Source organism: Nanhaiella sioensis, assembly GCF_046557775.1.
In the GTDB taxonomy this organism is placed as follows: Bacteria; Bacillota; Bacilli; order Bacillales; family SM2101; genus Nanhaiella; species Nanhaiella sioensis.
Map to the genome: position 1 here is coordinate 2,730,379 of NZ_JBKAEG010000001.1, position 23,932 is coordinate 2,754,310.

Genomic DNA, 23,932 nt, shown 5'->3' on the forward strand with positions numbered 1-23,932 from the left:
TTTCAATAAAATGGTGTTAAGCTGAAATAAGACAAGGGTCTTTGTTATTTTAGTAAAATATTTGGTAACAAAAGGTTGCCTAAGTACTAAACATTTGAAATAATTGGTCTTAAGTTAGAGGGCAGAGTTTAGATATAAAGGATGTTTTAAAGAGTGAAGTTATAATTATACAAACCTATTACTAGTAGAGAGGTAAATATATGAAGAAGGTTCTCGACTTTATTAAGAACATGTTTTTAGATGTGTTTGCGTCAGTAAGTGGATTTATTTATGGATTCATAGTAGTAAGTTTAGCTATTGTTGTTATTGTAGCAATAATTTATTTGTTTCTATTCACAAAGAATTTAATTATGTAAAGGTTACATAAACAGACTGTTTCTGCTGTTTCTGCAATAATGTTGAAGATAAGTGTATAACTGACCAAATATAAACTAGAAGGTTGAAAAAATGAAAATATATGAAACTGAACGTTTAGTTTTAAGACAAATAGATAAAACCTTCGTCGAGGAAGTACTTGCCTATTATCAAAGAAATAAGGACTTCTTAGCAAGTGGGAGGCACAAAGACCTTCTGATTTTTATACTCTAGAGGTTCAAGAAAATAATATAACAAAAGACCTCGAATCTTATAATGAGGGAAATTCTTTTAAGTTGTGGATATTTAAAAAAGCAGATCAAGGCTATGCTAGAGTTATAGGCTGTATTTCTTTTAGTGTAATTGTTCGTGGGATACTGCAGTCTTGTATTCTTGGCTACAAAATAGATAAAGATGAAATAAATCAAGGGTTTATTACTGAAGCTTTAGAAAAGGCCATTAAAGTGGTGTTCGAAGACTTTGGCTTACATCGTATTGAAGCACCTATTATCCCAAGGAATAAAGGGTCAATTCAAGTAGTAAAGAAATTAGGCTTTGAATATGAAGGTTTGTCTCGAAAAATGATGAAAGTAAATGGTGTATGGGAAGATCACATGCGATGGGCAGTAGTAAACGAATAACGAGAAGTTCTGATTGAGTCAAAAGAGGTATGCAAGCTAAGTAATCTGCAAAATGGCTCAAAAGAATTGAACAACAATGGACTGTTGATCAGTCCATTTTTTTGATCTTTAATCAATTATAAGGAAGGGTTGAATAAGAAAAAACAATTGGCCCCTATAACAAATATTAAATTGGTGTAATATTGTTATTAGAGAAAATTATAGGAGGTTTATGATGACGGAAGATTTTTATTGCGATGAGGTACTAAGTGGTAAAACTCTAGTGAATAAAGTATTGGAAACTAATAATGTTCTAGCTTATTATCATACAAGGCCTTTCTATCCTATACATATTGTAGCCATACCAAAAAGGCACACCTCTTCTTTAATTACATTAGAAGAAGATGATAATGAGTTATTACTTGAAATGTTCGATGTAATAAAACAGATTGCTTCGAAAGTTACTGAGGAACATGGTGCTTGCAGAGTAATAATCTAGGAGATTACCAAGATTCTAAGCATCTTCATTGGCACATAATATCTGGAGATCCTATAAAATAGTGTACGCTGAAATGGATAAATACGGGCTAACGTATAGTAAACACAAGTAATTGATTGATGAATTGAAAACATAATAGAAATGATATCTATCAACATTCAAATAAAAAACTATGCTTCTGAAATACATGTAAGCATAGTTTTTTTATTTCTATATATAAGTCCAAGCTATTCTCTCATCAATGAATATTATGAACTATAAAGGTTGAAGGAGGTGTATAAATGGCCAAAGGAAAAGTACGAACTACTGGTGTCTTGTACCGAGAAGTCGGTGCTGATAATGGACATACTGAAATTCTAAATCGTGGTGAAGAAGAATGTACAATTAGAGCTACAGCATTTGATTGGGATGAATTAAATCAACCATCAATAATTAAAGAAGAGACAATAATGATTCCTCCAGGAACTCGTAGAACATTTGATTTTGATATGACTCGACACGCTGAACTCGTGATCGAAACGGAGAATAAATGTAAATGTATGTGTGTATTTGCAAACCTGTATTTTCGTGACAAAGATAACTGTACTGTAGGTACACCTATATATAACAATGATTTCGTAGAAGTACCATGTGATTGTTACTGATCAGGAAGTTATTATTAATAATCTTATAAATAGGCTCTTTTCGTAAAATTTGCAATTGACCTGATTTTAAATAAGAAAAGATGCTACGAATACTTGGTTTATACGTATGTAGTTCTTAGTACGAAAAGCAACAATCAATGTGAAAACAGCCTATAAATATGTAAACTCTCTCTGTTTCCTCGTGAAGAGAGGAAACGGGGAGAGAGTGTGATAATTTTATGATGTACTATATATTAGGTATATCATTATAGTTTCGAGTTTTTATTTATGTGATAGGTCAAATAAATTATTATTAAGAAACTCATAGTTAGTAAGGTGAAAAGTTCCATTTCTTCATATGTAAAAAAATGAAACTGTTAATATTTTGTATAATCAGGTTAGGATTCTTCTAACACCTATGGGAGTGGCAGTTACACAGCTATCTACTATTGTAAAGAAATAATTACCTACACAACAGCTATCCATCCCATTACCATTACATATAATTTCTATTTGAGTTACATTTTTAAATACGAAGCTTCTACTATTCCCTCGCCCTATAGAATCTGGGTTACATGGTCTCCCAATACTAAAAGGGATGTCGTTTCCATTTGAGGTAACAACTACATTGACTCCACAATCAGATTCAGGAGCTACTTCGATACTTCCATTCAAAGTTGGTGCAATCCCTTCATTTATAAAGAAAACCGTCTCTCGTTGCCCGCAAGATATATTAAAATTACCAAAGAATTCTCCAGCTGAAACGGGACAATTACAGCATGCAGCACTTGTCTCTTTGGTGACACTTTTTCCACAACATGGTGTAGTCTTATATGTGCTCATTATGTCAACTCTATTCTATACTTGATTTTATGAAACATTATATGCCTTAATATAGAGGGTTGTGTGAGAAATGAGCATAAAAACCATAGATGGTGCGTGATTGATGAAGTATACACCCCGATAGTTTATTGACAAAAACCTACTAGATTAGTGTAATTTGAAAGTGTGTTAGTGAGCAAAATAAAGTAGAGTGTCCTAAATTGACATCAAAATAAGTTTGAATTATAATCGTTATTAAAGACCTTTTAAGTCTGTAATTATTGTTAAAGTGAGGTTAGAAAATGAAATTTTCAAAAGCAACAAGTCACGCTTTGCATACGATGTTATACTTAGCCACCATAAATGCTAATAAACCTGTTGGAGTACAAGTTCTTGCCGAAAAATTAAATGTTTCACCCACATATTTATCAAAAATATTAACGAAACTTGTTAAAGAAGGCATGGTTACTTCTGCGTCAGGTGCTAATGGAGGATATTCATTGTCTCATGGGTGGGAATCAATTTCATTTCTCGATATAATTGATGCAATTGAAGGAAGATCTTCATTATTTGATTGTTATGATCATGGACCTGAATGTCCGATACAAAAAGTCATGTTAAGTTCAGAAGAAAAAATGGAAGAAGAATTAAGAAAGCGTAAAATTTCTGACTTAATTAAATAAAGGTTTTTATCATATACTTTGTTGCTATTGTTTCTAAAAGAAGAATTGATGTCGTAATTCTCAACAGTCATCGATTTATAGAAGAAAGTCAAGAAAACTTGTTTTATACGTGTTTATATTGTTGTACAAAAACAACATTCAATACGAAAGTAGCTTAAATAAAACAACAGGTAACGTTGTTTTATAATTTAATTACGGATATAAAATGTCTTTAATATCATCGAATATAAATGGAAGGAGTGATCATAATTGAGAAGCGACTTATTTAATCAGAAAACATGGGAGTCTGCTTGGGAAAATGATCCTAATACAAATGTGAAAATAATGCAAAGATTGGGGCAGGTGGGATCTTATAATACAGAAGGCTTCAGAAAATGGGCTAAGTCTTATGATGAAATGTCGTTCAGTGATGAAGGTAGACAACGAAGCAATAGAATTTTAACATGGATTGAACAACAAGGTGTTAGCTTTGAGGGGATATCTGTGTTAGACATAGGAGCAGCATCTGGTGTATTTAGCATCCCTATGGCAAGAAAAGGAGCAGAGGTTACAGCTATCGAACCTTCTTCAGATTTAGCTACAATGTTAGCGGAACATGCAAAAAAACATTCTGTTCAAGTCAATATCATTCAAAAGCCGTTTGAGAATATATTGGAAGGCAATAATAAGCAATCCTTTGATCTCGTTTTTTCATCTATGTGTCCGGCTATAAGCAATTGGAAGATAGTTGAAAAAGCACTCGGCTTTGCGAAGAAATATTGTTATATAAGTGGGATGTCTAGTAGAAAAGAAAATCATTTAATGGATGAGCTATTACCAATTATAGGTGTAGAGTCGCAAGGAATTGGTTCCTCTGATATGGCATATCTTTTACAACTACTTTTTCTAAAAGGTTACTCTTATCAATCTTTAATTGAAAGACATGTAAAAATTGTGGACATAGATATCGAAAACGTCGTAACTAAATTAACGGAATGGTTTGTTGAATACGGAATCCCTTTAGAAGATAAGCTACTTAAAAAATCCGAAGAATATTTACTTGAAACATATACAGGTAAAATCCCCTTAAGAATGGGAGGGAGATTCGGTAAGGTACTTGTTCAACTTTAATTTAATTACAGATATAAAAGATCTTTAATAATTGTTATAAATATAAAAACAGAAAAGGATGATTCAAATGAATATTTTTGATTGTATTGTTATCGGTGGAGGAGCTGCTGGGTTAAGTACTAGTTTAACTTTAGGAAGGGCAAGAAGAAATATTGGCTTGTTTGATGATGGAACCAATAGGAATAGAGTCACTCAAGAATCTCATGGATTTATAACTAGAGACGGAACGAAACCTCATGAATTTAGAGAAATAGGGTTAAAAGAATTAGAGAAGTATTCTGCAATATCTTACTTTAATACAAAGATTACGGAGATAATTAAAGATAATGGAAAATTTATTGTTAGGACCGAAGACGATAAAGAATTTATTGCGGGAAAAATCGTCTTAGCCACTGGTGTTCAAGAAGTATTTCCTATACCATCTATTAGAGAATATTATGGTAAAAGCATTTTTAGTTGCCCATATTGTGATGGCTGGGAGATGAGAGAAAAGCCATTGATTGTTATAGCAGAAGATGAGCAATATATGCTTCATATGACAAAATTAGTTTACAACTGGTCTAAGGATTTAGTTCTCATCACAAATGGCGTTGAAATAAGTGAAGGTGGAGCCTTAGAGCTGCAAAAGCGTCATATACAAATAAAGATGGAGCCAGTTAAAAAATTAATAGGTGCTGATGGGTATTTACATGAAATAGAATTTGAATCAGGAGAAACGATTGCGAGAACAGGAGGGTTTGTTGTACCAAAGTTTTATCGCCCCATTTCATTTGTTGAACAGCTAGGTTGTGAAATTGATGAAAATGGAGTTGTTGTAACAGATGGAATGGGAAGGACAACTCAAAAAAACATTTATATAGCTGGGGAAACCGAAAAATTGGTCCCTTCATCACTATTGATTTCGGCAGCAGAAGGAAATAAAGCTGCGATCGCTGTAAATACTGATTTAACTGTAGAACGTTTTTGAATATCTTGGAAAGAATATTGCAAAAACATCCTTATTTAAACGATAGGGGTGTTTTTGCTTTTCTATATAATTGGGCTAAATAAACTTAGAATAGTAATGGATAAAAGCTGTTGGTTCGGTTTAGATGATGTACCCCCTAACCTTTATGGGGGGTGAAAATTTGTGTTTGATGGAGCAAATGAAGGAGGATCATTTCAGTCATAAGTATGAGAGAAAAACAAATCTTTTGCTCGGTTTCAGAAAATGGGTATCAGCCTATACTTAAAGTATCAAAACTTAAGGGTGATAACATTGTTAAAAGGTATATTGAAACGCAAACGAAAAAATTCATCTAATGTAGATATATTTAAGGAAATTGAAGAAAGAAAGCAGGAGCTTTTAATGAAATATTACATAAATATTTGATTATAAGAAGCAGCCCCACATACTTAGTAGGGCTGTTTTTTGAGTCAATATGTTGATTTACTTTTAAAACTCATACCAAATGAACCTTGCTAACAGCTAATATTGAAGATGCAGATAAGCTACTAAAAGTTGTACGAGGGGAAAGGGCTAAATACAACTTAGCCATATATGTACCTCCCTGTTCCGTTCATGAAAGGAGGGTGATCAGGGAGGTTGGCAGAAGGATCTTATAAATTATAGTATGCCATTTATGTGTAATGAGCGTGTATTTGTGTACTAGGTAATTTTCATTAATTTTTGCTTTTTTTGATCTTTTTCGTACTTTAAACAGCCCTTATTTATAATCTGATACTATAAACAATAAAACCTCAATTAAATAATTATCTTACATATAGACAGCTGAATCATCCACATTCCCAACTGCTACTGATTCGGATGGGGCATGTGGGTCTGAAGAACAGCTTTAATGGAAGCATTTGATGTAGTTGGTGTGAAATTAATTACTGTTTGTATAAAAGAAAATAGACTCTCATTCTATAAAATGACGAGAGTCCATTTAAATTCTGTTGAAAGGTAGTAATTGTGTGTTTTTTAGACTGCTTTGCTTGTTAATTTTCATACTATGATTAACACATATACATAACTAGCGTTCGTGGCATCTTCTCTTTGCTACAATGATGACCAACGTATAAAACAACATGTTGCGGTTCAAATTTGGTAGCAATTGCAACAAAGTTAACGAAAGAGCCATTTATTTATAAAGATATGCTACTCCTTAGGGATAGGTTAGTCCGAATCCATAAGGGAATAGTGGATCGTAGGGAGTGTCCCCAACATTAATTGGAATTTGATCTTCTGTGCGTGGCCAACTTAGTGGCAGTGTACCAGTAAAGTTGTAATCTCCAAAGAGAACATCTGACACGCCTTGACCCTCTGTTCCAGGAAGCCATGCTGCAATAAATGCATCCCAATTTTCTAGCTGATCAGTGACGATCATCGGTCTTCCAGAAACTAAAATAACAACGGTAGGGACACCAGATCTCTTGATTTTTTGAAGAGTTGCAATATCTGTTCTATCCAGTCCTAAATTTGTTGGTCGGTCTCCATTACCTTCTGCATATGGTGTTTCCCCAATCACAACTACAGCTACATCATAACTAGAGTCTAATCCGATAGCCCTCTCATTATACGTAACTTCAGTATTCTGAGAAACTGTGCTTTGAATACCTTCTAATATAGTTGTTCCAGGTGTAATATCTCCACTACTACCTTGCCAACTAATCGTCCAACCACCAGATTGATTCCCAATATTATCAGCATTTTTCCCTGCGACAAATATCTTATTTAAATCTTTTGATAATGGGAGGATACTATTATCATTTTTAAGGAGCACTTGAGATTGTCTTACAGCATCTCGAGCAATATTTCTATGCTCTTGCGATCCTATAGTTGATGTGAAGGTTCTATCAGTAAAAGGTTGTTCAAATAAGCCGAGTTCAAATTTTTTCGTTAAAATTCGTTCTACTGCGTCATCGATTCGTGAAATTGATACGCGACCTTCGTTTACCTCTGTACGTAATGTATTAATAAATGTTCTATAGTCATCAGGAACCATTACCATATCTATACCTGCATTTATAGAAGTTTGGACATCACTAGCATAATCGCCAGGCAATTGATCAATGGCAGCCCAGTCTGAAACAACAAATCCTGTAAATCCTAGTTCTCCTTTTAAGACATCTGTAATGAGATACTTATGTCCATGTAATTTTTCTCCATTCCAGCTACTATAAGAAATCATAACTGAACCGACACCTTTTTCAATAGCGTCTATAAATGGTGCTATATGAATGTCTCTCAATTCTTGTTCAGAAATGATAGTATCACCTTGATCGTCGCCTCCTAATGTACCTCCGTCACCTACCCAGTGCTTAGCATTTGCCAAAATAGAGGAAGGGTCATTTAAGCTTGTACCCTGTAATCCCTCAATTATCGTAGAGTATGAACTAGCAATCTCTGGATCTTCACCATAGCTTTCATAGGTTCTGCCCCACCGTTCATTTCTATTGACACATAAGCATGGAGCAAACGTCCAATCAATTCCAGTTCCAGCTACTTCTTTGGCCGTAGCTTCACCAATTTCCTTTAATAATGTAGGGTTACGCGTAGCTCCTAAGCCAATATTGTGCGGGAATATGGTTGCTCCATATACATTATTATGACCATGTACAGCATCGATTCCATAAATAATTGGAATTTGAAGGTTTGACGAGAGTGCAATTGATTGGTACTGATCATACATGTCAGCCCATGCTTCGGGTGTATTAGGATTTGGGGCTGATCCACCACCGCTTAATAACGATCCAATATGATATGATGCGATATCGTTATCAGAATTTAAGTATCTTCTGTCTACTTGTGTCATTTGTCCGATTTTTTCATCTAATGTCATTCGAGAAATTAAATCAGTAACCCGATCGGGGATAGGTGCATTTGCATCTTGATATATTGGGACAACTTCTCCATTTGCGATATGATCAGCACTGAACAAGGATGCTCCTATTCCTATAATGATGATGGCACTTAGTATTATAATAAATAATTTTTTTTCTAAAGGCCTTTTAGTCAAATAAATTACCTCCATTACCTTATAAGTTATTTTGGCTACAACATAGATCAAGAAACCTCATAAAGCTTTCCTAAGAAGCATAAAGATTTTAAAACATCTACCATAACCATATAGGAATAGGTGGATTTAAGTGTGTTAGAATATGCAGGTTAATTACAGTAATAGATGGTTATAAAGGATATATTTTATCTAATAGATTGTAAGAATTGGAGCTACACCATAAAGTGTTGTAACGAAAAAAATGCGATAGGAGTAGATGTTCTAACAAAAATAAAGAAAGAATCGTTAAACATTGTATAAATAAAGGAATAGGATTGGTTTTTTCGATCACCTCCAAAAAGCTTTGTTTATACATTCTTGCTTCTCTTACGAAACCCTTTGACTATAATTGGAGGAATTTGTCTTTATATAGGAGTTATTAGAGAATAGTAATTCATAGTTAGGAGTGGAACGAAAACCAGCTAAAAGAAACGTTGATTAATTTCTAATAAACTGGAATTTTTCTTCAGATTAGGCTCGGGCTATTTAATCTTTACAAGAATTGCAGTCTTCTTTATAAAAAGCAACGAGATTTAAATCTATTGTATCTTCCATGAAAATAGCTCAGTTCAGTAATAAATCAGCAATGTGCGTTTTTTGCTTTATGTGGGAGATTTGTTTGATAGGGAAATTAATAACAAAATATTATGTTATTGTTAAATAGATGAATTTTTATATATTTTTGGCAGGAGGAATGACAAAATGAATACAACACAACAAAACAGCACTGCTTGGGATAAGAAAGTAGAAGAAGGTTCTAGGTACACTAAATCTGTTAGCAGTGAAACGATAGAAAGAAGTAGAAATGATGAATGGGAGATCACAGTGACAACTGAAAAACCTGTCCCGAGAAATTGGTTTCCTTATTCGTTAAAGGGCCTAAAGATACTTTGTCTTGCTTCTGGTGGGGGGCAACAGGCTCCTATTCTTGCTGCATCAGGAGCAGATGTAACAGTAACCGATATATCTAAGAAACAGTTAGAACAGGATGAAAAAGTTGCTAAACGTGAAGGTTTAACGTTGAAAGCAATACAAGGAGATATGGTTGATCTTAGCGATTTTGAAGATGAATCTTTTGATATGATTATCAACCCTGTTTCAAATTTATTCGTAAAAGATGTACATCCTGTATGGAGTGAAGCATCTCGAGTATTGAAGGATAGAGGAATCTTGATCACAGGATTCACTAATCCTCTATTATGGATTTTTGATGACACTCAAGAAAGAAAAGGAATCTTAGATGTGAAACATGCTATACCTTCATCTACTCTAGATCATTTACCTGAGGATGAGGTTCAAGATTATCTCAATTCACATCAAACGATAGAATATGCTCATACTTTGGAAGACCAAATTCAAGGTCAAATAGATGCTGGCTTTGTCATTGCAGGTTTTTATGAAGACGATTTCGGTGGAACAAGGGTTTTAGATAAGTATATTAAAACTTTTATTGCTACGAGGGCGCTAAAAATAAAAGTGTAATGAATAGACAATAAGATCACCCTCTCTTCAAATTGTGTAGAAGTTATTAATTCGATTTAAAAATAATAGAGAATAGAAGTGAGGGTAAGATAGTTTATTATTAACTTTGAAAAATTTGTTGACCCTTTGGAGTTCATTAGAATAGTTTTCAAATTCTCAAAACTTGGCGCAAAACTGAAATAAAGATGAGCGCCCTTTTTCATTGGTTGATAGATTATTGTTTTTCGTACCAACAATAAACACGTATATAACTAGATTTCGTGACATCTTTTCTTATGTAAAACGATATGTTTATCTCTTAGTTTAGGAAAAGAATCTTTTCATTTTAGGTTATATATTGTACAAAGGGATTGTCTAAGTAAAGAACATTTGAAATAATTGGTATTAAGATAAAGGGCAGGATTGCTTAAATAATAGAAATGGTGGTTGAAATGATAACAAGTGAAATGAATGACATAAGTAAATGGCAGATTGAGCTAGAGATTATGAATTCAAATTCAAATTATAACCTTATGTCTAAAAATAAAAACACAATTAATTTTGAAGATATACAGTCAGAGTATGAAGAGTCTAAAAAGTTGAATACCACACGCCTTTTAATCAAAAAGAATAAAAGTTACATAGGCTTAGTAGATTACTGTATAAATAACTCATCAGATAATACACCTTGGATAAGTTTGTTTGTCATTCATAAACAGTATCAAGGTGCAGGTAATTCGCTTGTAGCATATGAGCATATAGAAAACCTTATTAGACAGGAGCAAAAAGAAAAGTTACGTTTGGCAGTTCATAAAGAAAATAGTAGAGGGATAGATTTTTGGAGTAAATTAGGATTCAAAAAATATAAAGAAGTAATTTTTGAGGATAAGCCTCATCTCTGTTTAGAGAAAAACTTCTAAAGTCTTTTTCCATAAACGTGGACAATTGCTGAACATAGTAGCTGCCAAGCGGTTAATGTAAGAAGAGTACAGAATGAACTTAGAGTCTTTTACAATAATCATACAGCACAGGGATTTGGGGAGGTTTTTCTAATAGAAATAAGAGAATACGACACTAGTGATTTAGCACAACTCACAAGTTTAATGGCTGATTTAGGCTACCCTGCATCAATTGATGATATGAAAGTAAGAATGGAACGTATCGAATCCAATCCAAATTACTACACCTTTGTTGCAGAAAAGGAAAAATCTCTAGTTGGGATGATTGGAATAACAGTACATACAACATACACAAGTAACGAAGCTAAGATTCAAATAACCTCGCTCGTTACGAAAAGGCAATATCGCGGTCAAGGTATTGCAAAATCCTTGGTTAAATATGTAGAAGACTGGTCAATGAGAAGAGGCTCTAATTTTATCTATCTTTTAAGTGGGAAAAGTGAGAAGAGAGTAAAAGCACACGAACTATATAAATTTCTTGGTTATGAAATAACGGGCTATAGGTTTGTAAAGCATTTGTAACGTTGACCTCTTGCAATCTATCTCATTTTTTTAAAAAGATAACAATGAGATTGTATTAAGGTATTCTGAGCAAATCAACAAATTGTTACAGCATAGATTATAACAATTTCATATGAATTAAGGGAGATTAATTATGATTATTCGGAAACTAAATATAGATGAAGAACCTCCGATGGAATTGTTGTTATTGGCTGACCCTTCAAGAGATATTGTCAATGATTATGTAAATAGGGGAGAATGTTATGTAGCCGAAAGTGAACAGCAAGTTATTGGAGTGTATGTAATACTTCCAACAAGACCTGAGACGGTTGAGTTGGTGAATGTTGGAGTTGTAGAAAAGCTACATGGTACAGGTATAGGGAAGCAATTGGTGATGGATGCAATACAGGTAGCAAAAGCAAAATGTTATAAAACGATTGAAATTGGAACTGGAAATTCAAGTATTGGTCAATTGGCTCTATATCAAAAATGTGGTTTTAGAATTATTGGTGTTGATTTGGACTTTTTTATTAAACATTATGAAGAAGAAATTTTTGAGAACGGTATACAGTGTAGAGATATGATTCGATTATCTCAAGATTTATAATGTAAAAAAGAAAGAACTTTGTTCTATAAACCGTGCGTTTACTAAAAGGTAGGACTTATTGATGGACAAGAAAAAATTACAACAAGAATATCAATTAGAAGGTATTCAGCATATAAGGGAATTAACGTCAGGTAATACATCAAAAACTTTCCTAATAGAAACAGAGAACGGAAAGTATATTTTAAGATCGCTTTTATCAATTGAAGAAGCATGCTTTGAGTACGAGTTGCATTCGCATATACAGTCTCGCTCTAATGTTGCAATTGTCCCTAATATTCTTCAAACAATTGATGGAAAAGCATGGATTAATCTACATGGGGAGGTCTACCATCTACAATCTTATTGTTCACCAAGTTCAGTGAAACCAACTATACAACAATGGACACAGAAACTTGTTTTGTTAAGGAAAGCTCTATTAGATTTTGAGTGGGCAGGAAAAAGAAATGACAGATTTAACTTAACTACAACTTGGAATAACCTACGAGATGAATGGTATAACGTGAAACAGGAAGTAGTGACATTTAACATGGATACGATGTTAAATCGCTTGAGCCATTTAGAACAAGATGATAGCTCGTGGATTCATGGAGATTTAGGTAGTTGGAATACAATATATAATGATAATACTAATAAATACTTTTTTATTGATTTTAGTGAATCAAGAAGAGGTAATCATTACTTTGATATTGCAGCGCTGGTAACCTCCCAAGCTCCTCGTGCAACCTGTTCAAAAGATTTAAAATCGTATATAAAGAGTTTTTCAATGGAATATATGAAATATGATTACATTGATATAAAACAATTAAGTGAATATGTCCAACTTTGGTTTATTAGGGGAGCTTTAACAGCTTTTGCGCAAAATAAAATGTCCCCTTATTGTGATTATTTCTTAAAGATGCAAGAAATATATAGTGACGTATTCATAGAAATATCATGAAGGAAAAATAATATTAGAATTAATCATATGAACAATAGGGCAAAAAAATACCCTGTTAGTTAACCGCTCTTCAAAGCTACTAATATATCACTCAGTATACAAAATTACATTTGAAGATTTCATACTAATATTGGAAACATGGAGGGCTATATATGTATACATATATTTACATGGTAAGACACGGGGAGTCACCAAAGGATGGGAATGAAAGAACAAGAGGATTAACGGAAAAAGGTAAATTAGATTCTTGTCGAATAACGGAATTATTACAGGGAGAGGGGATCGGGGTTTTCGTTTCAAGTCCATATCAACGAGCAATTTTAACGATAGAGGAATTAGCTCAGCGCTCGGGACAAAAAGTAATAGTATTTGAAGATCTTAAAGAAAGGATCTTCATTAATGGAAACGAGAGAATATCTGATGAGGAATTATTCCCTCTATTGAATAAGTCATACTCAAATCCTGATTTTGCTTTACCGGGAGGGGAGTCTAATTCACTTTGTCAACATCGAGCTATAAAGGTCTTGAATAAATTATTGAAAGAGTACAAAGGACAAAAAATAGCATTAGGTACTCATGGAGCAGTAATGGCTTTGATGTGGAGTATTATGACGATAAGTACGATTTGAATTTTTTGTTAAATACCTCTAAACCAGATGTATACAAAATGGAATTTAATGATCAAACATTAGTAGATGTAACAAGATTATGGAGTACATAACATTAAGATGGAGTAGGGTGGTATGTACAAATCGAGTTTACCCCTTCTAGATATTGATATCTAAAGGGGTATTTCAAATTGGGATATGTTAACTGAGTGTCGTTAAAAGAGCATCAATGTAGAAGATTAGCATAGTTGTTGAGGATAGGATATTTCACTCGCTATAATAAATATCTTTTCTTTAAATGAGTGAAACTTTACAATAAAGATTTCCTTTCAGGCTAAAGTCCGCAATTGAATCTATCATCAGACTAATAAAACACGATACCATAACGAGCCATACTGTACTAGCCTTTCATTCAATTAAATCAGTTATATTGGTTACTGCCACATCGGATAATCTAAAGCTAGTTCATCCTCCAATTTACTTAAAAATTCTTTGCTTTTTTTCATTCCGGCTCATAATAGCTATTAATGAACTTAAGATGGATGCTATCTCTGAAATAATAATTTCTCCAGTTCTCTTCAAAGTAACATCTCTTTTTCTACGGTGATTAGGTTAAGAGTTATCATAGTTTGTAAATTATGATAAAATTAATTGTTGGAATATTAAGATTATTACTATAGGGGAGAATACTATATTGACCATATATTGGAGCTTGTCTGAATATGATGATCCAACTTAATACGATATAGGGAATATAGAGGTTTGACCGATATAACAGAGGATTTGACCCGTAAACATAGTGATTTGACCGATATAACAGAGGATTTGACCCGTAAACATAGAGGTTTGACCCCTAAATGTTGCCTTACTACTATTGTTAATGAAGAAAAAATGCTACGGCCAGAATTGAGTCTGTGCTGAGTGAATTTTTACTATTTACATATGAGGTCATAATGATTGTTGAAAGTATGATGATATATTTTAGCTTTTTAATAAAACAATGACTAGTATTACTATTCCACCTATTATAAATATTGAAATAGGGAGAAGTATAGCAAGAGATAATGGCCAACTCCAACTTTGAATTTCTGCAACAATAAATAATATGATTCCAATACCAATTAGTATCTTCCCAGGCATGGAACGATTTTTAGAAGGTAATTCTTTAGTTATCCACCAAGCGAAAACAACAATGAAAAAGGGTACTCCAATAAAGAATAAACTTTGTACCAACATTATTTTTTTCTACCCCTTTACAATATTCTTATAAAAATTTGTTCTTTATCTTATCATTAGCATACAGGTTATACGACCTTAATTTTTCATTAATAGCTCTAGCTACTAATAATACTAGATAATTATTAATATATATATGAAGAATTTCTTAAGATTTCTAAACCTATATTTTTCACGGCTTATGTGACAGCTAACATTAATCCATAATGATTATTGAGTCGATAAGTTCTTGTTCTAGAAATGAATAAGCGGGGAGCCAGGAGCACGACCAATGGATCATGCTATTGTTACCAATTTGAATCGAAACATGCGGTTTTAACGTTTGTCATCGTTTTATTTAGAAAATAAAAGATACCACAAATTTTAGTGTGTATATGTTTATAACTTAGTAAAATAAACAACCGAATATAGCCATGTTAATAAGTTGTCGATATAGAAAAGGTGTTTCCCCAGGATCATATATAGTAGAGTCTCCATATGATTAACAGATATTTAAGCTTGATTTGCTTATAAGATTTTCACTACTATGTTTAACGGCTTGGGAAGGTAAAATCTAAAAAAAGTGTGATAATAGAAGGGAGTTAATAATGACTAATTCCATCTTATCTACGAAACTCAATATCCCAATAATGAGGCGAGAGTTAGTTATACGAGACCGTTTAATTAAGCAGCTAAACGATGGGATGTATCGGCATTTGACTCTCATATCAGCTCATGCAGGTTTTGGGAAAACGACATTAGTGAGCGAATGGCTTGCCAACTGTAATTGTGCTGTAGCTTGGCTGTCGTTAGAAGAGGGCGATAATAATCCTCACTCTTTTCTCTCTTATATTATTGCGGCAATACAGACAATAGAGGAAGATCTAGGTGATGAACTTTTGAGTTTACTCGGATCTCCCCAGCCACCCAAATTGGAGGATATCTTAACTTCTCTTCTCAATGAAATCACTTCAATTCCATATAATTTTATTCTCGTACTTGATGACTATCATACGGTTCATACACAACCTATAAACGATGTCATGACATTCTTTTTAGAAAACATGCCTCCACAGATGCATATGGTAATTACAACTCGTGAAGACCCTAAACTTCCTTTGGCACGTTTACGAGCAAGAGATCAGCTGACGGAAATACGCAACTCAGACTTACGCTTTACTAGCTCTGAAGCTGCTAGCTTCCTAAATCAAGTGATGAATTTGAAGCTGTCAAAAAACAATATCGATAACCTATTAACGAAAACGGAGGGATGGATTACTGGCCTTCAATTGGCTGGGATTTCCATGGGCGGACATGATGACCCATCAAGCTTTATAAAATCATTTACAGGAAATCACTCTTTCATAGTTGACTATTTAGTAGAAGAGGTTCTTAAACAACAGTCAGTATATATCCAGAATTTTTTATTGCAAACATCAATTTTAGATCGTTTATGTGGCTCATTATGTGATGCAATAATGCAAGATACATTTCTTAAAGGGCAGCAATCACTTGAGTTTATAGAAAAATCGAATCTGTTTATTATTCCTTTGGATAATGAGCGTCGCTGGTATCGGTATCACCACCTTTTTGCAGAGTTGTTAAAACAAAAATTGTTGCATAGCAGTGATGATACCTTAGTGAGCAGTGGTATAGATATTGCGCAATTACATATACGCGCAAGTATTTGGTATGAAAAAAACAACTACGAGATTGAGGCATTTCAGCATGCTACAGCTGCTGGTGATGTAGAAAGAGCTGAACGTATATTGTTGGGGAATGGGATCCCTCTTCACTTTCGTGGAGCTGTTGTCCCTGTAATGAAATGGCTTGAAACATTAACAACAGACACATTGGATGCTCATCCTACATTATGGGTTATATATGCTTCAGTTCTCTCTATGTCTGCTCGATATAACGAGGTTGAGCCTAAATTACTCGCTGCTGAAAGGGCCTTGCATGGACTTGAGAAAAATATGAAAACTCGGAACCTTATAGGGCATATTGCTGCCATACGTGCGCTGCTAGCTACAGCCCAAAATAATGTGGACGTGATTATTTCCGAGTCTCTTATTGCACTAGAGAATCTAAGCCCAAGTAATTTAGCGGTGCGAACTGCAACTACTTGGAAGCTAGGTATAGCCTATGAACTACAAGGTGACAATACCAAAGCGAAACAAGCATATTCAGAAGCTATTGCTACTAGTAATGCGTCTGGAAATAGAATAATTGAAATATTATCCACAATCGCGCTAGGGAACTTACAAGTAAAAGAAAACCTGCTCATGCAAGCATGTAAAACATACGAGCAAGCTCTAAAAATGAAGGATGAAACGCCGTCATCATATTTGTATCCTGTATATATTGGTTTAGCCCGTATTTATTACGAATGGAACGATTTAGATGTAGCCATTGAATATATAGAGAAAAGTAAACAACTAGCGAAATATATAGAAAATTACAATCAAATCATTACGTGTAACCTTCTATATGTCCAAACATTGCTTGCGAAAAAGGATCTTGAGAGCGCAACTAGCATCTTAAATGAAATAAAACAGTTTGCTTTTCAGTATGACTTAGAAGATCGGATGTCAGAAGTCAGTGAGACAGAGGTACTTTTATTGTTAAATCAGGGAAAGGTTCATGCTGCACGTAAATTAGCTGAAACATACAAACTCCCCCATAGTCAGGCAAGAGTATATCTTTCTCAAGGAGACACCGCTAAAGCCCAGCATGAGTTACACACTTACTACCAAGAGGTAAAGCAAAATGGCATGAGAGAAAAAATGTTGAAGTTGAAGGTTTTACAGGCAGTAGTTTCTTATTTAGATGGTGAAACAGACGAAGCATTACAATTGTTAACAGACCATCTATTAGAAGCAAGCTCTGGTCGCTTTGTTCGAACTTTCCTTGATGAAGGGGAGCATATGGAACAATTATTGATTAAAGCATATGCTAATGGGATTATGCCAGAGTATATAGACCTTTTACTACAAGCATTCAAACTTGATTATGTAGCACAACAAAATATGACTCAACCCCAGCTCCTATTTGATGCTTTAAGCGAACGTGAGCTTGAGGTTTTACAGCTAATAGGTCAGGGGTTTTCAAACAAAGAAATTAGTAAAAAACTATTTATTGCATTAGACACTGTGAAAGGACATAATCGAAGGATTTTTGAAAAGCTTCAGGTTAGAAGGCGCACTGAGGCTGTAGCCAAAGCACGTGAGATGGGGTTGCTGTAGAATCTTATTCGTTTGTCGCTTAAATATCTTACACCTACATATTGAAAAACAACACTAAAGTGTCTATGGATTTTAAAAAAATGGAAGTAAAATAAAATACAGGCTTCTGAGACTCTGCTTTAAATAACTGAAAATGTTCATAAGGAATATAACATCATAATTGAGGAAGATATGGAAATATTGTAAACTGCCAACCTCAGTTCACAAAAAGGAACTAATAGAACTAATGAAAAGGCTATTTGTAGGTTTTTCATAACCTAGACAGCCGGTGGTCGGTCTTGTATTCTCTCGAGTCGTTAAATGAGTAGGTAAAATTATTCGCTAATTTAACAAAAGATGAAAGGAGAACAACATAATGAAACCATACAGAATGACTGCAGTGATCGTGGGTGTCCTCTACATCATCGGAACGGCATCAGGAATTTTGAGTAAGTTAGTTACCAGGAATCTATTTACTGGGGAGGATTTTTTAAGCAAAATTGCTGCCAATCCTTATCAGCTTAACCTAGGCGCATTTTTTATTCTCATGATGGGGCTTTCTTTAGCGGCGATGCCTGTGTTCTTATACCCACTTTTCAAAAAAAAGAATGAAGCCCTGGCACTAGGGATGGTCGTATTCCGAGGACCACTAGAAGGAAGTGTATATATCCTAGCGGTAGTCAGTTGGCTATTGTTAGGCGTGTTCAGTAAAGAATTCACAGCGGCTGGAGCAGAGGAGGCATCTTTACAGGTAATTGGTAATGTCCTGTTTCAGGCAAATGACATTATGAGTCCCGTTACGACTATTGTTTTTATCATCGGGGCAATGCTGCTGTACACCCTTTTCTATCTCACCAAACTTATCCCTCGTTGGTTGTCCGTCTGGGGTTTGATCGGAGCGGTTATCTATCTGGCTGTCGATTTATTAAAGTTATTTGGGCTAAATCTTAATTTAGAAATGTTGTATGCTCCGTTGGGTGTGCAAGAGATGATAATGGCACTTTGGTTGATTATTAAGGGATTCAACCTAGTGGCACTTGATGAGTTGCTGACTGCTAAGCACGGCAAATAAATGCTAATTATCATTTCAAACGCACGATAGGTAATATATGAAAAGCTCGACGTGAGATAATTTAGACCCAATTGCTTTAAATAAGCTTCTTTTAGAAATTTGTTGCTCTTTCACTAAAACTCGAGTAACTGAGATGTACTATATGATTTTTGAAGATACCGATGTGTATATTTTTTTAGTACGAAAACAACCTAGTACAAAAAGCATTATCTGAACGGAAGAACTAGGTTGATAAGCAGTTATGATAATTATAAGGAGGAGATATCAATAAAAGCGATTACATGCATTAAATACGGTCCACCTGAAGTCCTTCAGCTTAAAGAAGTGGAAAAACCCATTCCAAAAAACAATGAAGTACTCGTGAAAATACACGCAACTGCAGTAACTGCAAGTGATTGTGTAATTAGAGGTTTTAACATGCCTGGCAACCCTAGCTTTCCTAAAAAGCAAATCATGGAACTGATGATGAGAATATTTCTTGGGTTTTCAAAACCAAGAAATCCTATAATCGGACTCGTATTCTCAGGGGTCGTAGAATCAGTAGGTAACGATGTTGATCTATTCAACAAAGGTGACCAAGTATATGGATTTACAGGTAATAGCCGTGGGACATATGCTGAGTACAAATGTGTATCTGAGAAAGAAATTGAGCAAGGGGAATTGGCGCTAAAACCTAAAAATATAAGTCATAAAGAAGCGGCAGCGATAGTTTATGGTGGTGCTCTGGCAATGCATTTTATGCAAGATGGTGATATCCAAGATGGAAAGAAAGTGCTTATTTATGGCGCTTCGGGAGCAATAGGGACGACTGCGGTGCAACTAGCAAAACAATTAGGTGCTGAAGTCACTGCGGTATGTAGCTCAACAAATAGAGAATTAGTGAAATCTCTAGGTGCAGACAAAGTAATTGATTACACTAAAGAGGATTCATTAAATCAATTAGAACTTTATGATTTTATCCTTGATGCTGTTGGAAAAAACAAAAGCTCGAGATTAAAAAGGCAATGTGAAACAGCACTTAGTAATAATGGAAAATACGTGTCAGTAGATGATGGATTTTTAAAGATACATCCACAGTATCTTATTAAACTCAACGAGTTAATTGAAGCAGGACATGTTAAGGCAGTCATAGACAGAAATTATCCATTAGAAGAGATTGTTGAAGCACATAAATACGTAGATCAAGGTCACAAAAAGGGGAATGTAGTCATAACTGTATAATATTTTGCGAATAAGGATGTTTAATAACCATACTACCCCAATAACTTAAGCTAGAACTGACCCTTTATAGCAGCTAATTCAAATTTGACTTACCGCACTGTTTTAAAAGCCAGTTGAAAAATTATCAGGAATAAATATGAACATGCTACTTTAAGTGAAAAAGACAATGACAAGTATATATTGATAAAAAATTTGTTAGTTGATTTAAAGAGAAAAATAAGGATAATTTATTAAAATGGCGCCTCTTTCCAAAAGAAGGCGTCATTTTTATGACTTGGAGCACGTATATTACATAGCTATTGTTGATCGAGCTACTCGTTTTAGCAATATCGTTTTCTTCTTCTACTATTTCACCTTGTTTCACAGCCCTTAAAATGCCAAGTAATGAATGCTAATAACTAATTATTAGTAAAGACTTAAGAAATTCTTCACTATTATGTATCGGGGTTCTTAAGAATCACTTAGTAATATTAGTATCAAATAAATGGTCGGTTGATATTTTTGCAATATAGAAATTTAAAAAGAATGTATCAACCTTCCTACAATAGAGACATCTAGGTCCTAAATATAACATGGGTCTGTTATAAGAGAAAATGAATTGGAGGTATCCTTATGATTGAAGTGAAAAATGTCATAAAAAAATATGGTAGAAAGCGTGTATTAAAGGATGTGTCTTTTACTGCTAAAAAAGGGGAGGTTACTTGTTTAATTGGTATTAATGGTGTAGGTAAAACTACCATTATGAAATCGATTATGGGATTAATGCCTATAGATAGTGGTGAAATCCTCATTGATGGTGAAAGGCTCCATAAAGGGAGCTATGAGAAAATCACCTTTATTCCAGATTCAATCACGATGTTACCACATATGAAAATACATGAAGCCTTTACATTCATGGCTGATTTTTACGATTGCTGGAATCAACAACGTGCCACAGAGCTGCTTCAATTCTTTAAATTAAATGAAGCTGACAGAATCTCAGATTTATCGAAAGGAAATACAGCAAAAATGAATCTTCTACTAGGATTAGCGATGGATGTTGAGTATATCCTAATGGATGAGCCTTTTTCAGGTATTGATGTGTTTAGTCGTGAAGAAATTGCAAATGTGTTTACTAGTGAATTAATAAAAGATCGTGGCGTCATCATTACCACACATGAAATAAACGATATTGATCATTTAATAGATAAAGTTGTTTTACTAGAAAATGGTGAAGTTTTAAAAGAGTTCGATACAGAAGAAGTGAGAAAGAGTCATGGGAAATCAATCATCGATGTGATGAGAGAGGTGTATATAGTATGAAACGTTATATGAAGTTAATTGATTTTGAGTTTAATCGTTTTATAAAATTATATGTTGTATTAATGGGGCTAACGTTCTTTTCACAAATGGTCGGGGTCATTTTTCAATCAAGAAGGTATGTAAATCGAGCTAATGAACAAATATATGGAAATTTCATTCCGATGGATGTGTTTTTGCAAGAGAATGGAACGATGTCCTTTCTAAATATTTCAGAAACGCTATTTTTTAAGGCACCGATATTATTTGCTATCGTTACGTTAATACTATGTGTGTTTTTTATATGGTACCGTGATTGGTTCGGTAAAAATACATTTAGTTATCGTTTATTAGCGTTACCAACTGCACGTATTAATCTTTATTTAGCAAAGGCGACAACGATTCTACTATTAATATTAGGTCTCGTAGCCTTCCAGTTATTATTGTTACTCATTGAAGGTCAAGTTTTCCAATGGATGGTCCCTCATGAGTTTCGTACCGATTTAACTTTCATTGAAATTACAACTCAAGACACATTACTAAAAAATTTAATTCCAACAACTTTCACTGAATTTCTACTTTATTACGGAAGTGGCATGACATTTGTATTTATTGCTTTTACCGTTATTTTGTTTGAACGATCTTATCATTTAAAAGGGGTGTTCTATGGCATTATCTATAGTGGTTTATGTCTTTTCATTTTGTTGGCTCCTTTATTAATAAATAAACTTGTTTTAAAAGATTATTTGTATCTCAAGGAACTATTTTTTTTGGATCTAGGAATTGGAGGAATTATCTTAGTTGGAAGTATTTTGATCGGACATTTCCTTTTAAAGAAAAAAATTATGGTTTGATAGGAGGCCAAAACTAATGAAACGATTTGGAAAAACAATTTTGCTTTGTATTGTTACTGTAATAATAATAGGAACTTTTTATATGCAATCTAGTATAGCTGCAACAGAAAATAAACTACTTGAATGGAAAAAAGTAAGTGGAAATGAGGATGCAGTAGAAAATATAGAAATATTGGCAGGCGGTTATACAAAAGAAACGCGTGAATATCACAACTTGCAAATTACAAATAAGAATACAATTAATCGAAATAACACGCCGTCTCTGCTTGAACAATTGTCAGAGAGTTGGATACACCCCATTATTTTGGAATGGAGAGAACAGTACAACAATTTTATGCGTAGTAAAAATTCAATTAACTTAAATCACTATTATGAAGATGATAACGTACTAGTTTATGTCGGTGATATTTGGGATTATCAATCTCGATCCAATATTTCATTTAATATTGATATTCTTAATAAAAAATCTGAAGAAGTTACCTCAATCCAGTTGAAGTTACCAAACAAAGAAAGTTATGATTTCCTAGACGTAAGAGAGGTTCAATTAATTAATGGCATAGCTAAGGTCTTTGCAAGTGGTCAGCGGAAAGATGGAGGAGAGGATTTAACGGTTTACACGTTTGATATAGATGAGCAAGAGTTCATGAATAGTGAATTACTACTTTCTACACCGATTATACCAAGTACGATAACCAATTTCTATGCAACCATAACGATGATGAATGATTTAAAATCTGTTGAACCTCAAAAATATCTTTTAATGAAAGCAGATGCTACGATTTATAGTGAAAATGGTGAGACGGTACAATATGACGATGGTTCAGGTTCAGATCCTAATGAACTTGTTATATACAACATAGAGACAAATCAATCCAAATCATTGACTATACCAGATGAAATGTTAATATCTTCTAATTCATCTACAATTGTTGGTTCAACGCTATTCTTTCCATCTCAACAAGAAGATGAATTTGGAGTCATTATGTATGATATAGAAAAGGAAGAATGGGGCGATAAAATAACTTTCGATTTTCTTAATGAACAAACTGGTTATGATATTAATTACAAATTAATAAATGGAAAAATAAACATATTTCATCCAACAACCAATGGTTATGCCCTTTATGTTAGTGATTTATCCTCAGGGGAATTATTATATAAAGGAGAACTTACAAGTGAAAAGTATGATCAATTGGGTATTCAAAGTTTAAGTTAATGATCTAAAGCAGCTCCAACAATGGATT

The 23,932-nt window shown here is 33.8% G+C and carries 19 protein-coding genes and 3 pseudogenes; 19 read left to right on the forward strand and 3 right to left on the reverse strand.

Annotation, left to right across the window (positions count from 1 at the left end; all coding sequences use genetic code 11):
* The first annotated feature begins 200 nt into the window (after nt 1–200).
* The 4 genes and pseudogenes from V1503_RS12580 (at nt 201) to V1503_RS12595 (ending at nt 2,117) form a co-directional block, all read left to right on the forward strand.
* Nucleotides 201–356, forward strand: a complete 156-nt coding sequence (locus tag V1503_RS12580; protein WP_214483678.1) for a hypothetical protein — start codon at nt 201–203, stop codon at nt 354–356.
* 91 nt (nt 357–447) lie between these two features.
* A pseudogene (locus V1503_RS12585) lies at nt 448–995 on the forward strand (GNAT family N-acetyltransferase).
* 211 nt (nt 996–1,206) lie between these two features.
* A pseudogene (locus tag V1503_RS12590) lies at nt 1,207–1,535 on the forward strand (HIT domain-containing protein).
* Nucleotides 1,536–1,754: 219 nt separating this feature from the next.
* A complete protein-coding gene (locus V1503_RS12595) occupies nt 1,755–2,117 on the forward strand; it encodes a hypothetical protein (protein ID WP_410627348.1) in 363 nt (120 codons plus the stop codon).
* Between the two features lie 372 nt (nt 2,118–2,489).
* Here V1503_RS12595 and V1503_RS12600 read toward each other — a convergent pair whose 3' ends face one another.
* Nucleotides 2,490–2,939: an S-Ena type endospore appendage gene (locus tag V1503_RS12600; RefSeq protein ID WP_410627350.1), complete on the reverse strand. Its 450-nt coding sequence runs from the start codon at nt 2,937–2,939 to the stop codon at nt 2,490–2,492.
* Between the two features lie 281 nt (nt 2,940–3,220).
* Here V1503_RS12600 and V1503_RS12605 point away from each other — a divergent pair, with 281 nt between their 5' ends.
* From V1503_RS12605 to V1503_RS12615, 3 genes are all read left to right on the forward strand, one after another.
* Nucleotides 3,221–3,601, forward strand: a complete 381-nt coding sequence (locus V1503_RS12605) for an RrF2 family transcriptional regulator (protein ID WP_214483682.1) — start codon at nt 3,221–3,223, stop codon at nt 3,599–3,601.
* 249 nt (nt 3,602–3,850) lie between these two features.
* Nucleotides 3,851–4,711 carry a class I SAM-dependent methyltransferase gene (locus tag V1503_RS12610; RefSeq protein ID WP_410627353.1) on the forward strand — a complete coding sequence of 287 codons (861 nt, stop codon included), beginning with the start codon at nt 3,851–3,853 and terminating at the stop codon, nt 4,709–4,711.
* Between the two features lie 67 nt (nt 4,712–4,778).
* Nucleotides 4,779–5,678: an NAD(P)/FAD-dependent oxidoreductase gene (locus tag V1503_RS12615; RefSeq protein WP_410627355.1), complete on the forward strand. Its 900-nt coding sequence runs from the start codon at nt 4,779–4,781 to the stop codon at nt 5,676–5,678.
* Nucleotides 5,679–6,858: 1,180 nt separating this feature from the next.
* Here the strand turns inward: V1503_RS12615 and V1503_RS12620 are convergent.
* Entirely contained in the window at nt 6,859–8,712 is a 1,854-nt protein-coding gene (locus V1503_RS12620) for a glycoside hydrolase family 3 protein (RefSeq protein ID WP_410627357.1), read from the reverse strand.
* Nucleotides 8,713–9,453: 741 nt separating this feature from the next.
* Between V1503_RS12620 and V1503_RS12625 the strand changes: the two genes are divergently transcribed.
* The 6 genes and pseudogenes from V1503_RS12625 (at nt 9,454) to V1503_RS12650 (ending at nt 13,937) form a co-directional block, all read left to right on the forward strand.
* Entirely contained in the window at nt 9,454–10,233 is a 780-nt protein-coding gene (locus tag V1503_RS12625) for a class I SAM-dependent methyltransferase (RefSeq protein WP_410627359.1), read from the forward strand.
* Between the two features lie 431 nt (nt 10,234–10,664).
* Entirely contained in the window at nt 10,665–11,132 is a 468-nt protein-coding gene (locus V1503_RS12630) for a GNAT family N-acetyltransferase (protein ID WP_410627362.1), read from the forward strand.
* A 183-nt stretch (nt 11,133–11,315) separates the two neighbouring features.
* A complete protein-coding gene (locus V1503_RS12635; RefSeq protein ID WP_410627364.1) occupies nt 11,316–11,693 on the forward strand; it encodes a GNAT family N-acetyltransferase in 378 nt (125 codons plus the stop codon).
* 133 nt (nt 11,694–11,826) lie between these two features.
* A complete protein-coding gene (locus V1503_RS12640; RefSeq protein ID WP_410627367.1) occupies nt 11,827–12,279 on the forward strand; it encodes a GNAT family N-acetyltransferase in 453 nt (150 codons plus the stop codon).
* Between the two features lie 61 nt (nt 12,280–12,340).
* Nucleotides 12,341–13,216, forward strand: coding sequence for a phosphotransferase (locus V1503_RS12645; protein WP_410627369.1), 876 nt, complete (start codon nt 12,341–12,343; stop codon nt 13,214–13,216).
* Nucleotides 13,217–13,368: 152 nt separating this feature from the next.
* Nucleotides 13,369–13,937 (forward strand): annotated as a pseudogene (locus V1503_RS12650) (histidine phosphatase family protein).
* Between the two features lie 868 nt (nt 13,938–14,805).
* On the opposite strand, the gene V1503_RS12655 reads toward V1503_RS12650, so the two are convergent.
* Nucleotides 14,806–15,060: a hypothetical protein gene (locus V1503_RS12655; RefSeq protein ID WP_214481163.1), complete on the reverse strand. Its 255-nt coding sequence runs from the start codon at nt 15,058–15,060 to the stop codon at nt 14,806–14,808.
* 587 nt (nt 15,061–15,647) lie between these two features.
* Here V1503_RS12655 and V1503_RS12660 point away from each other — a divergent pair.
* The 6 genes from V1503_RS12660 (at nt 15,648) to V1503_RS12685 (ending at nt 23,904) form a co-directional block, all read left to right on the forward strand.
* Nucleotides 15,648–18,284, forward strand: coding sequence for a winged helix-turn-helix domain-containing protein (locus V1503_RS12660; protein WP_410627371.1), 2,637 nt, complete (start codon nt 15,648–15,650; stop codon nt 18,282–18,284).
* Between the two features lie 355 nt (nt 18,285–18,639).
* The gene (locus tag V1503_RS12665; protein WP_410627373.1) at nt 18,640–19,335 is read left to right on the forward strand and encodes a DUF4386 domain-containing protein; all 696 of its coding nucleotides are present in this window, start codon (nt 18,640–18,642) and stop codon (nt 19,333–19,335) included.
* A 267-nt stretch (nt 19,336–19,602) separates the two neighbouring features.
* Entirely contained in the window at nt 19,603–20,556 is a 954-nt protein-coding gene (locus V1503_RS12670; RefSeq protein WP_410629428.1) for an NAD(P)-dependent alcohol dehydrogenase, read from the forward strand.
* A 612-nt stretch (nt 20,557–21,168) separates the two neighbouring features.
* Nucleotides 21,169–21,858, forward strand: coding sequence for an ABC transporter ATP-binding protein (locus V1503_RS12675; protein ID WP_410627375.1), 690 nt, complete (start codon nt 21,169–21,171; stop codon nt 21,856–21,858).
* On the forward strand, nt 21,855–22,688 hold the full coding sequence (locus V1503_RS12680) for a hypothetical protein (RefSeq protein ID WP_410627377.1): 834 nt from the start codon (nt 21,855–21,857) through the stop codon (nt 22,686–22,688). The genes V1503_RS12675 and V1503_RS12680 overlap by 4 nt, the downstream gene beginning before the upstream one ends.
* Before the next feature lie 16 nt (nt 22,689–22,704).
* Nucleotides 22,705–23,904, forward strand: coding sequence for a hypothetical protein (locus V1503_RS12685; RefSeq protein ID WP_410627379.1), 1,200 nt, complete (start codon nt 22,705–22,707; stop codon nt 23,902–23,904).
* Nucleotides 23,905–23,932: the final 28 nt, after the last annotated feature.

What these genes read in the sequence shown, in the direction of transcription:
- V1503_RS12580 (WP_214483678.1), top strand. Translation starts at nt 201, where the DNA reads ATGAAGAAGGTTCTCGACTTTATTAAGAACATGTTTTTAGATGTGTTT.
- V1503_RS12595 (WP_410627348.1), top strand. Translation starts at nt 1,755, where the DNA reads ATGGCCAAAGGAAAAGTACGAACTACTGGTGTCTTGTACCGAGAAGTC.
- V1503_RS12600 (WP_410627350.1), bottom strand. Translation starts at nt 2,939, where the DNA reads ATGAGCACATATAAGACTACACCATGTTGTGGAAAAAGTGTCACCAAA.
- V1503_RS12605 (WP_214483682.1), top strand. Translation starts at nt 3,221, where the DNA reads ATGAAATTTTCAAAAGCAACAAGTCACGCTTTGCATACGATGTTATAC.
- V1503_RS12615 (WP_410627355.1), top strand. Translation starts at nt 4,779, where the DNA reads ATGAATATTTTTGATTGTATTGTTATCGGTGGAGGAGCTGCTGGGTTA.
- V1503_RS12625 (WP_410627359.1), top strand. Translation starts at nt 9,454, where the DNA reads ATGAATACAACACAACAAAACAGCACTGCTTGGGATAAGAAAGTAGAA.
- V1503_RS12630 (WP_410627362.1), top strand. Translation starts at nt 10,665, where the DNA reads ATGATAACAAGTGAAATGAATGACATAAGTAAATGGCAGATTGAGCTA.
- V1503_RS12635 (WP_410627364.1), top strand. Translation starts at nt 11,316, where the DNA reads ATGGCTGATTTAGGCTACCCTGCATCAATTGATGATATGAAAGTAAGA.
- V1503_RS12640 (WP_410627367.1), top strand. Translation starts at nt 11,827, where the DNA reads ATGATTATTCGGAAACTAAATATAGATGAAGAACCTCCGATGGAATTG.
- V1503_RS12645 (WP_410627369.1), top strand. Translation starts at nt 12,341, where the DNA reads ATGGACAAGAAAAAATTACAACAAGAATATCAATTAGAAGGTATTCAG.
- V1503_RS12655 (WP_214481163.1), bottom strand. Translation starts at nt 15,060, where the DNA reads ATGTTGGTACAAAGTTTATTCTTTATTGGAGTACCCTTTTTCATTGTT.
- V1503_RS12660 (WP_410627371.1), top strand. Translation starts at nt 15,648, where the DNA reads ATGACTAATTCCATCTTATCTACGAAACTCAATATCCCAATAATGAGG.
- V1503_RS12665 (WP_410627373.1), top strand. Translation starts at nt 18,640, where the DNA reads ATGAAACCATACAGAATGACTGCAGTGATCGTGGGTGTCCTCTACATC.
- V1503_RS12675 (WP_410627375.1), top strand. Translation starts at nt 21,169, where the DNA reads ATGATTGAAGTGAAAAATGTCATAAAAAAATATGGTAGAAAGCGTGTA.
- V1503_RS12680 (WP_410627377.1), top strand. Translation starts at nt 21,855, where the DNA reads ATGAAACGTTATATGAAGTTAATTGATTTTGAGTTTAATCGTTTTATA.
- V1503_RS12685 (WP_410627379.1), top strand. Translation starts at nt 22,705, where the DNA reads ATGAAACGATTTGGAAAAACAATTTTGCTTTGTATTGTTACTGTAATA.